Here is an 8,987-nt window from a genome sequence, read left to right as displayed (position 1 = left end):
CAAGTAAAACTTTACAACCCATTCGGCTCGCAGCAAGGGAGGCTTCTACCCCAGCATGCCCCGCTCCGATTACAATAATATCGTATTCTTCTATAAAATTATAAGTCATTTTTTCTCCTATTCTTTAAGATGGATGTGTCGTAATTGTCCGTCCCAATCTGGTAAGGCGGTTTTTAAAAATGACGGCTTCAGATTAACAGTATGTAGATCATCTAAAGCAAGCCACCGGCAAGGTAAGGGCTTCGCATCTTCTTGCATGGTTAACGGTGCATCTTCCAGTAAGTCTACTAAATAATGGAACTCGATATTATGATAGTGGACCCCAGCTTGTTCAAATCGATTTTCAACAATGAAAGCTAACTGAATAGCTCTAGATGCGACCCCAAGTTCCTCTTTTACTTCTCGAACTACGGCATCCTCAGTAGCTTCATCCACTTGAATGGCACCTCCGATTGTATAAAAACCATCCTCATCTTCAACGACTAACAAACGATTGTCTTTTACAATCAAAGCAGTCGCTCTCACACCAAAAACCATTTGGTTTAACTTTGTCCGAAAATCCTTTTCTTGCATGTAACTTCCTTTCGAAACGACACAAAAATAGTCAAAACTCTGAGAAGTGCAGGACAAAAAAGCCTGCAACATCCATGAGCTTTGACCATCATTTCTATTGCTTTTATTATTGTAGCAAATTGAGAAAATTTGTCAATTTAAATATACTGACAAACTTTTCCATCCCGATAAGCATTGTCAATCAAGCCACCGCCTAGACACTCTTCACCGTCGTAAAAGACAACAGCTTGTCCTGGTGTAATGGCTCGTTGAGGTTCTGCGAAAATCACTTCTGCCTTGTCACCTTTAACGTGTACAGTCACCTTGGAGTCAGGCTGACGATAGCGGAATTTAGCTGTACACTCTAATGTAAACTCTTCTGGCATATCTCGTGTAAAGTGAACTTGACTAGCCTGTAAACTTGTTGACATGAGTGCTTCATGATAGAATCCTTGACCGACATACAGAATATTTTGACTCAGATCTTTACCAACGACAAACCAAGGAGCATTGTCCCCACCTTGTTGGCCACCGATTCCAAGTCCACCCCGCTGACCGATCGTATAATACATCAAACCGGCATGCTCACCCATATCCCGTCCATCTACGGTCATCATTCGGCCTGGTTGGGCAGGGAGGTAATTCCCTAGAAACTCTTTGAAATTCTTTTCTCCAATAAAGCAGATCCCAGTGGAGTCTTTCTTTTTAGCTGTTGCCAATCCAGCCTCTTCTGCCAACCGGCGAACCTCAGGCTTTTCCAAATTTCCCAATGGGAACATGGTTTTTTGAAGTTGTTCTTGTGACAGCTGGCTTAAGAAATAAGTTTGGTCCTTCCCGTTGTCAACGCCGCGTAACATATGAACAATGCCATCTTCATCACGCGCCACACGCGCATAGTGCCCTGTCGCTACATAATCTGCACCGAGTGTCATAGCATAATCTAAAAAGGCCTTAAATTTGATTTCCTTATTACACATGACATCCGGATTTGGTGTTCGACCAGCTCGGTATTCGGCAAGGAAATATTCAAAGACACGATCCCAGTATTCTTTCTCAAAGTTGACAGAATAGTAAGGAATGCCAATTTGGTCTGCAACCGCTGCTACATCTTTGTAATCTTCTGTAGCTGTACAGACGCCATTTTCGTCTGTGTCGTCCCAGTTTTTCATGAAGATGCCGATGACATCGTAACCTTGTTGCTTTAATAATAAAGCTGTTACAGATGAATCCACACCACCACTCATACCAACAACAACACGTGTTTTCGAGTTATCACTCATAGATTTCTCCCATCTTTTCGTTTCTCACGATTGAAGGTCGTGGTTTGCTTCAACGATTGAAGGTCGTTTTGAGCATTATCAATTGTAACACGCTTTATAGTAGAAAACAAGCATCTTGCCATCCTTCTTATTGGCTATTGTATCTATATGTTTACAAGTCTGTAAATCAAAAAAGAGTCCAATTGCTGAACTCTTTCATCTACTTTAATACCAGCCATTGGCCAACCAGAAGTTTTTAGCCGCCGACCATGATCCATATCGGTTGACAACATATTGATTGGCTACTTTTTCCTGGTTTTCTGCCGACAAGTCACCGTTTAAATAAGAAAGGGATAACTGGTAACGACCATAGTATTGGCCATTTTGTGCTGTATAACTGCCATTTGATTCTTTCTGGGCAATCCATTCTTTAGCTGCTGCATCTTCGGCACTCAAGCCATCAGAAGCAGATGCCGTAGTTGTTGCTTGTGTAGTGGTAGCTTGCTCTGTTGTATTAGTTGTTGACTTCTCATCTTCAATCTCTAAAACTTGACCGACTGTAATGAGGTTGACATTGCTAATCTTATTTTTCTTAGCAATCGAATCAACCGTTGTATTCTTCTCTTTAGCAATAGCTGATAAGGTATCACCCAACTTTACAGTGTAAGATTCTGCACTGGCAAGGACGGGAATAAACATTCCTGATAATAAGCTCAATCCGATTACACGTTTTACAAAGATTTTTTTATTCATGGTTTTACACTCCTTTTCTGTATGTTCTTTATCTTACAGAAGAAATGTTTCAGAAACTTTATGAAATCACGTCAAATGTTTCAATAATATGTTAGCAAGAATAAAAAACACCTCAAATAAACTGGTTTTAAGTATCTTTTAAGGTTAAAACAAAATTTCCCTCTTAAAATAGAAGAAAACATGCCTTAGATTTGTTATAATGAAAGAAAAGAAACCCTAAGGAGCTGACTGATGAATTCGCTTAAATTCCAATCCGTATTTGATATTATTGGACCGGTTATGATTGGACCTTCTAGTAGCCATACTGCTGGAGCTGTTCGTATTGGAAAAATTGTCTCTTCTATTTTTGGAGAGGATCCGACAGAAGTTGAATTTCAGTTGTTTAATTCCTTTGCCAAAACCTATCGAGGTCATGGGACAGACTTGGCGCTTGTAGCTGGTATTTTGGGTATGGACACAGATGATCCAAGAATCCCCAATAGTCTTGAAATTGCTCATGAAAGAGGAATTCGAATCGTCTGGTCTATTCAAAAAGAGAGCAATGCACCTCATCCAAATACGACGACTATCACGGTGAAAAATGAGCACAAAACCATCTCCGTCACAGGAATTTCCATTGGTGGGGGAAACATACAAGTTACCGAGTTAAATGGCTTTGCAATTTCTCTAAACATGAACACCCCAACTATTATTATTGTTCACCAAGACGTTCCTGGGATGATTGCCCATGTGACAGAAGCCCTTTCCCGGTATGATATCAATATCGCCCAAATGAACGTAACCCGTGAAAAAGCCGGTGAAAAGGCTATTATGATTATTGAAGTGGATTCTCGTAATTGTGACGAAGCTATTGAGTTAATCCGTCAAATTCCCCATTTACACAATGTGAATTTCTTTCAATAAGGAGACCCCATGTTTTATTCCATTACCGAACTAGTTGAGCAAGCGACCCTCCACTATGAAGGAAATGTCGCAGAATTAATGATTGCAACTGAGTTTGAACTAACTGGTCGCGAGCGCGAAGAAGTTCTGACTCTTATGACACGAAACCTTGAGGTGATGAAAGAATCCGTTCATCTTGGACTCAATGACCAACTTTCTCGAAGTGGCTTGACCGGAGGAGATGCTGCAAAATTGGATCGCTATATTCGATCTGGAAAAGCCCTCTCCGACTATACTGTCCTAACCGCAGCCAAAAATGCTATCGCTGTCAACGAACACAATGCAAAAATGGGCTTAGTCTGTGCTACTCCCACTGCTGGATCGGCCGGTTGCTTACCTGCTGTTCTTACTTCAGCCATCGAGAAACTCCATTTAGATGAGCACCAACAATTGGAGTTCTTATTGGCCGCAGGAGCCTTTGGCCTGGTTATTGCCAACAATGCATCGATTTCAGGAGCTGAAGGAGGCTGTCAAGCCGAGGTGGGTTCCGCGGCAGCCATGAGTGCAGCTGCCTTGACGTTGGCTGCTGGGGGAAGTCCTTACCAAGCTAGCCAAGCCATTTGTTTCGTCATCAAAAATATGTTAGGCTTAATTTGTGATCCCGTTGCAGGACTGGTAGAGGTCCCATGTGTCAAACGAAATGCTATGGGTGCAAGCTATGCCTATATTGCAGCGGATATGGCTCTAGCAGGAATTGAATCCAAAATCCCTGTCGATGAGGTCATTGACGCCATGTATCAAGTTGGATCTAGCCTACCAACTGCCTTTAGAGAAACGGCTGAAGGTGGTCTAGCAGCGACTCCAACTGGGAAACGACTACAGCAAGAAATATTTGGAGACTAACCTATGAAGTACATATTTTTCGACTTGGATGGGACTTTAGTCGATAGTTCCGAAGGAATTGAAACCACCTTTCTACACACTTTCAAGGTGCTAGGAGTTCCTGCTCCTGATAAAGAGACTATTCGAACCTTTATGGGCCCTCCACTCGAAGTTACATTTACAAACCATCTTCCAAAAGAACTTGTCACAAAAGCTGTAGAAATCTATCGCGCTTATTACAAAGAAACTGGCCAACAACAAACCTATCTCTACCCAGGTATCAAAGAACTCCTTCAACAATTGAAGGAATTGGGTTATCACTTATTCATCACCACCTCTAAGAATCAGGAAGTGAGTCTCGAAATAGCCCATTCACTAGGAATAAGTGATTGCTTTGAAGGGATTTATGGTTCTATCCCGGGATCTATGCACAAAGCTGATATCATTCAGCGTGTACTAGTGGACCATCAAATTCCAAAAGAGAAAGCTTGCATCGTTGGGGATACTAAATTTGATATCATTGGGGGAAAAACCATTGGTATTCACACAATTGCAGTCAGTTGGGGATTTGCACCTTTAGACCAATTAAAAGAACAATTGCCTGATACCATCCTAGACTCTCCTCTAGAGTTAATCGCTTATTTAAATTCATAAAAGAGGTTTACAATTTTGTAAACCTCTTTTATGTATGAAATCACTCATGGGTAAGAGTATCCATGGTTCACCAAGGTTGACTGACACAGTCATTTTTCTTTACAAGTCTTTACAATCCTTATCAAGGTAAGAAACAAAATAAAAAGAGGGTTTCCCCTCTTTTTTAGTATCCCCAAGCTGAAAGTCCTTGGTTTGAATAGGCATTATAAGCTGATTGGATTTGATCATCAACTGTAGCAGTTGAACCCCAACCTGGCATTGTTTGGAAAAGACCACTAGCTCCAGATGGATTTGCTGCGTTCACTTGACCATTTGATTCGCGGGCAATAATGGCTTCCCAAGTTGATGCAGGAACACCTGTCATTTCAGCCATTCGAGCCGCTGCATAGGATCCAGTTTCTCCAGCAGTATTCCCATTAGCAAGTACAATCCCATTTCCTGAATTTGTAACAACTGGTGCTGCATTATAAGTAGCATTAGCAGTAGTTGTTGATGTTTCAGCCGCTACTTGATTTGTAGAAGCTTCAACTCCTGGTTCCTGACTTGCTGTAGCAGTATTCACTTTGTTAATCAATGAGTTTGAACGTTCACCCAACTCAATAATTTGACCTGCGTGGATTAAATCTTGATTGCTGATTTGATTCAATTCAACAAGCTTTTCGATAGTAGTGTTATTCTTAATCGCGATTTCTGATAAAGTATCACCATTTTTCACTTCGTATGTTTCAGCATTCACTACCACACCAGAAACAAAAAGTGAAAGAGCTGAGATAATAGAAGTTAATGTCCATTGGACTTTTTTTGTGTTCATCAATACATTCTCCTTTCGAACATAATACTATCTTACACATTAAATGTTACAGTTAGTTATAATTTATGTTACAAAGGTTACAAAATCATGTATTTTTCATGCAAAAAACGCTATAAATAGCGTTTTTCTTCATTTTTTTAGAAAAATTCCCCTACATGTAGTGGTGGTATTCTAATATTTCAACCAAAAAATGATAGCACCAACTGCTACTACAGACAGAATAGCTACACTATCTAAAACTTGCCATTTTAACCGCCTATAACGGCTTCTTCCCTCTCCACTTTTATAACCTCTTGCCTCCATAGCAATTGCAAGAGCATCTGCACGTTTAAAACTTGATGCAAACAAGGGAATTAAAATTGGTATAAAAGAGCGGATCTTCTGAAGGAGATTCCCTTCTCCAAAATCAACCCCTCTAGCTCTCTGTGCATTCATAATGCGAATCGTATCATCCATTAGAGTGGGAACGAAACGAAGGCTCATAGACAACATGAGTCCAATTTCATGAGCAGGAACTTTGATGATTTTAAATGGAGTTAACAACTTTTCTACGGCATCTGCTAAGCTTAAGGGCGTTGTTGTCAGTGTTAAAATCGTTGAAAATACAACAATGAGAATAAAACGACAAAAGATCACACCAGCTTGAGCAAGTCCTTTATCCGTTACAGTCAAAAAATAAAATTGAAATAAGGTCTTACCGCCAGTCGTCGCAAACAACTGAAAGAGTGTGGTGAAAGCAATGATAAAGACCATAGATTTCAGGCCATTAATAAAAAAACGGAAGGGGATCTTGGCACTCAAAATCAACGCAAAGGCCAATAAAAATAACAGGACATTCGTCATCACATTATTGGCCCAAAACAAAATAACAATTAACAAGAAAAGTCCTAGTAACTTTGCTCTTGGATCCATACGATGGAGAATGGAGTTACCTGGTACATATCGTCCTAAAATCATACTATTCATGTCCAATTAACTCCTTAAACTCCTGTAAAGTGATTGGTAAATTTGGTAAAGATAGTCCTTTTTGACGTAAGCGCCAAGCAAATTTCGTCACTTTCGGTACACCTAAATGTATGTTTTCTAGTCCTTCTACATCCTGAAATACATCCCTTGGATGCCCAGACCTCACAATTCGACCTTTTTCTAAAACATAAACAAGATTTGCGTATTCAGCCACATCTTCCATAGAATGACTGACAAGAACGATGGTCATCCCAGCTTGATGCAGTGAAGCAAATAGCTTCATTAATTCCCGTCTGCCTGACGGATCCAAACCAGCTGTTGGCTCATCCAAGACCAAAATTTCAGGTTCCATCGCTAAAATGCCTGCAATAGCAACCCGTCTCATTTGCCCTCCAGACAATTCAAAGGGACTCCGTTCAAACAACTCTTCAGAAAGACCGACTAAGCATAATTTTTCCTTGGCAATGTTCTCAGCTGACTCTTGGTCTACTCCAAAATTTTGAGGCCCAAATGCGACATCTTTTACAACAGTCTCAGCAAAGAGTTGACTTTCTGGAAATTGAAAGACGAGACCCACTTTTTTCCGAAGATCCTTTAGCTCTTTTTGAGAAGACTCAGAACTAATGCGCATATCATTCATTTGCACTTCCCCTCGACTGGGCAAAAGCAAACCATTTAATAATTGGAGGATGGTTGATTTTCCACTTCCAGTATGCCCAATTAGAGCTGTATAAGAACCGCTTGGGATTTCTATATTCACATCAAAAAGAGCCGCTCCTTCAAAAGGAGTACCTTCTTGATAGGTATAACTAAGCTGTTTTAAAGCAATTCCCATAATAGTTTCTCTAGCTCTCCTTCAGTCTGATAGGTTTCTCCAACTGGAAAACCTTTTTGATGTAACATGCTACGCAATCGATTGGCGAAAGGTTCTTCTAGTCCTATTTCATCCAGATCATCTCGAGAAAAGAGTTCTCTTGGAGTCAGATCCAAGGTCGCTTTTCCTTTTTCAAAAAGAATAACCCGATCACTTAGGGAAACTTCTTCTAAATCATGGGTAATAGAAATAACGGTTAACCCATATCGTTCTTTGACTTCTCGAACTGTCCGAATTAGTTCTAGACGCCCTTCAGGATCCAACATACTGGTTGCTTCATCTAAAATGATGATTTTAGGTCGTAAAGCGATAATCCCAGCAATGGCCACTCGTTGTTTTTGTCCACCGGATAACCTAGCGGGTTCTCGATCTTTGAACTCATCCATGCGGACCATCTTCAAAGCTTCATCTACTCGTTGCACCATTTCGTCTCTTGGAATTCCTTGGTTCTCCAACCCAAACGCCACATCATCTTCAACTGTAGCCCCAACAAACTGGTTATCTGGATTCTGGAAAACCATCCCAATCTCACTACGTTTATCCCAAACATTTTCAGGAGTTAACAAATCTCCGGAAATATAGATTTGACCAGATTCCGGTTCCAACAAGCCATCAATCAAGCGGACCACTGTTGATTTACCACTTCCGTTATGTCCAATAATGGATAACCATTCACCATGTTTCACGTGAAACGATATATCATTTAACTGATGGTTCTCATCTGTTTTTTGGTATTTAAATGTAAGATTTCGAACTTCTATAATATTATTCATTTATCTAAAGGTATCTTTAAAGAGGTAGGCACTGCCTTTAAAGTATTCATATCCAGAGTAGACTGTAAAGATTAGCGCAACATAAAGCGTAATTTGACCCAATAAGTCCCAATGGAAGAGAAGGAAGATAATAGCAAACATTTGTGAGAAGGTTTTAATTTTTCCAGGCATAGCTGCTGGCAAAACAACTCCTCCTGTTTCAACCAATAACAGACGGAGGCCAGTTACGGCTAATTCACGGCAAATTATAACTGCAGTAATCCAAGCCGGAACCATCTTTAATTCAATCATCATGATAAAGGCAGACATGACAAGGAGCTTATCAGCCATAGGATCCGCAAATTTTCCAAAGTTACTAACAACTTTCCATTTACGAGCTAAATAACCGTCCAAATAATCGGTGATACTAGCAACTGCAAAGACAATAGCTGCTGCTACATGCCAACCATAACCTTTACCAAATATTAGCATCAAAATAAAAATAGGAATAAACACAATTCGAACCAGTGTTAAGGCATTTGGGATATTTTCTTTTTTCATTCTAGTCTCCTTACTAGTTTACATGATCATTTACATCTAAT

General features: G+C 40.1%; 12 protein-coding genes. 3 read left to right on the top strand and 9 right to left on the bottom strand.

What is annotated here, in order from left to right; genetic code table 11:
* The 4 genes from AC3E8G_RS08915 to apf all read right to left on the bottom strand — a co-directional run.
* Positions 1 to 109, bottom strand: a 109-nt coding sequence (locus AC3E8G_RS08915) for an FAD-dependent oxidoreductase (RefSeq protein ID WP_490677533.1), incomplete at its 3' end; no start/stop codon positions are given.
* An 8-nt stretch (positions 110 to 117) separates the two neighbouring features.
* A complete protein-coding gene (locus AC3E8G_RS08910; protein ID WP_490677530.1) occupies positions 118 to 573 on the bottom strand; it encodes an NUDIX hydrolase in 456 nt (151 codons plus the stop codon).
* Between the two features lie 137 nt (positions 574 to 710).
* On the bottom strand, positions 711 to 1,832 hold the full coding sequence (gene mnmA / locus AC3E8G_RS08905; RefSeq protein ID WP_490677529.1) for a tRNA 2-thiouridine(34) synthase MnmA: 1,122 nt from the start codon (positions 1,830 to 1,832) through the stop codon (positions 711 to 713).
* Positions 1,833 to 2,036: 204 nt separating this feature from the next.
* A complete protein-coding gene (apf, locus tag AC3E8G_RS08900; protein ID WP_490677528.1) occupies positions 2,037 to 2,564 on the bottom strand; it encodes an aggregation-promoting factor in 528 nt (175 codons plus the stop codon).
* A 231-nt stretch (positions 2,565 to 2,795) separates the two neighbouring features.
* Here apf and sdaAB point away from each other — a divergent pair, with 231 nt between their 5' ends.
* From sdaAB to AC3E8G_RS08885, 3 genes are read left to right on the top strand one after another with little or no spacing between them, the layout of a single operon-like run.
* A complete protein-coding gene (gene sdaAB, locus AC3E8G_RS08895; protein ID WP_023024775.1) occupies positions 2,796 to 3,467 on the top strand; it encodes an L-serine ammonia-lyase, iron-sulfur-dependent subunit beta in 672 nt (223 codons plus the stop codon).
* 9 nt (positions 3,468 to 3,476) lie between these two features.
* Positions 3,477 to 4,349, top strand: coding sequence for an L-serine ammonia-lyase, iron-sulfur-dependent, subunit alpha (gene sdaAA, locus AC3E8G_RS08890; RefSeq protein WP_125329311.1), 873 nt, complete (start codon positions 3,477 to 3,479; stop codon positions 4,347 to 4,349).
* A 3-nt stretch (positions 4,350 to 4,352) separates the two neighbouring features.
* Positions 4,353 to 4,982 carry an HAD hydrolase-like protein gene (locus AC3E8G_RS08885; RefSeq protein WP_490677527.1) on the top strand — a complete coding sequence of 210 codons (630 nt, stop codon included), beginning with the start codon at positions 4,353 to 4,355 and terminating at the stop codon, positions 4,980 to 4,982.
* Positions 4,983 to 5,145: 163 nt separating this feature from the next.
* Here the strand turns inward: AC3E8G_RS08885 and AC3E8G_RS08880 are convergent, their stop codons facing one another.
* From AC3E8G_RS08880 to pgsA, 5 genes are all read right to left on the bottom strand, one after another.
* Positions 5,146 to 5,793 carry a LysM peptidoglycan-binding domain-containing protein gene (locus tag AC3E8G_RS08880; protein ID WP_154856975.1) on the bottom strand — a complete coding sequence of 216 codons (648 nt, stop codon included), beginning with the start codon at positions 5,791 to 5,793 and terminating at the stop codon, positions 5,146 to 5,148.
* A 171-nt stretch (positions 5,794 to 5,964) separates the two neighbouring features.
* Positions 5,965 to 6,759, bottom strand: coding sequence for an energy-coupling factor transporter transmembrane component T family protein (locus AC3E8G_RS08875; RefSeq protein ID WP_490677526.1), 795 nt, complete (start codon positions 6,757 to 6,759; stop codon positions 5,965 to 5,967).
* Entirely contained in the window at positions 6,752 to 7,594 is an 843-nt protein-coding gene (locus AC3E8G_RS08870) for an energy-coupling factor transporter ATPase (protein ID WP_490677525.1), read from the bottom strand. The genes AC3E8G_RS08875 and AC3E8G_RS08870 overlap by 8 nt, the downstream gene beginning before the upstream one ends.
* Positions 7,579 to 8,406 (bottom strand): energy-coupling factor ABC transporter ATP-binding protein, encoded by an 828-nt coding sequence (locus AC3E8G_RS08865; RefSeq protein ID WP_006595344.1) that lies wholly within the window; start codon positions 8,404 to 8,406, stop codon positions 7,579 to 7,581. Before AC3E8G_RS08865 ends, AC3E8G_RS08870 begins: the two co-directional genes overlap by 16 nt.
* Positions 8,407 to 8,946, bottom strand: a complete 540-nt coding sequence (pgsA, locus tag AC3E8G_RS08860) for a CDP-diacylglycerol--glycerol-3-phosphate 3-phosphatidyltransferase (RefSeq protein WP_490677524.1) — start codon at positions 8,944 to 8,946, stop codon at positions 8,407 to 8,409.
* Positions 8,947 to 8,987 lie beyond the last annotated feature (41 nt).

The organism is Streptococcus sp. SCPM-O-B-15294 (M123) (assembly GCF_058200455.1).
This window is presented reverse-complemented; position numbering and strand designations above follow the sequence as displayed.

Bases quoted from the DNA above. Each gene is read 5' to 3' on its own strand.
- sdaAA (WP_125329311.1), top strand. From the start codon at position 3,477: ATGTTTTATTCCATTACCGAACTAGTTGAGCAAGCGACCCTCCACTAT.
- apf (WP_490677528.1), bottom strand. From the start codon at position 2,564: ATGAATAAAAAAATCTTTGTAAAACGTGTAATCGGATTGAGCTTATTA.
- AC3E8G_RS08865 (WP_006595344.1), bottom strand. From the start codon at position 8,406: ATGAATAATATTATAGAAGTTCGAAATCTTACATTTAAATACCAAAAA.
- mnmA (WP_490677529.1), bottom strand. From the start codon at position 1,832: ATGAGTGATAACTCGAAAACACGTGTTGTTGTTGGTATGAGTGGTGGT.
- AC3E8G_RS08885 (WP_490677527.1), top strand. From the start codon at position 4,353: ATGAAGTACATATTTTTCGACTTGGATGGGACTTTAGTCGATAGTTCC.
- AC3E8G_RS08870 (WP_490677525.1), bottom strand. From the start codon at position 7,594: ATGGGAATTGCTTTAAAACAGCTTAGTTATACCTATCAAGAAGGTACT.
- AC3E8G_RS08875 (WP_490677526.1), bottom strand. From the start codon at position 6,759: ATGAATAGTATGATTTTAGGACGATATGTACCAGGTAACTCCATTCTC.
- AC3E8G_RS08910 (WP_490677530.1), bottom strand. From the start codon at position 573: ATGCAAGAAAAGGATTTTCGGACAAAGTTAAACCAAATGGTTTTTGGT.
- sdaAB (WP_023024775.1), top strand. From the start codon at position 2,796: ATGAATTCGCTTAAATTCCAATCCGTATTTGATATTATTGGACCGGTT.
- AC3E8G_RS08880 (WP_154856975.1), bottom strand. From the start codon at position 5,793: ATGAACACAAAAAAAGTCCAATGGACATTAACTTCTATTATCTCAGCT.
- pgsA (WP_490677524.1), bottom strand. From the start codon at position 8,946: ATGAAAAAAGAAAATATCCCAAATGCCTTAACACTGGTTCGAATTGTG.